General features: G+C 59.6%; 1 protein-coding gene. It reads right to left on the reverse strand.

The genetic code is table 11. The features are described from left to right. Positions 1-240 (reverse strand): ABC transporter permease subunit (locus FN960_RS24715; protein WP_143850867.1); only part of this gene is annotated, 240 nt, incomplete at both ends.

Genomic DNA, 240 nt, shown 5'->3' on the forward strand with positions numbered 1-240 from the left:
CGCCAGCAGGATACCGGTCATGATCCCGGACACCGACGCTTTCAGCGTGATCGCGGAGATCATCTTCCACTTCGGTGTACCCAGCGCATAAGCCGCTTCACGCAGGCTGTCCGGCACCAGTTTCAGCATGTTCTCGGTGGTGCGGATAACAATCGGCACCTGCAACAGCGCCAGCGCAATCACGCCCGCCCAGCCGGAGAAGTGCTCCATCTGCGCCACCACAATGGTGTAAACAAACAG

It is taken from the genome of Alkalicoccobacillus porphyridii, from assembly GCF_007293315.1.
GTDB lineage: Bacteria > Bacillota > Bacilli > Bacillales > Bacillaceae_D > Alkalicoccobacillus > Alkalicoccobacillus porphyridii.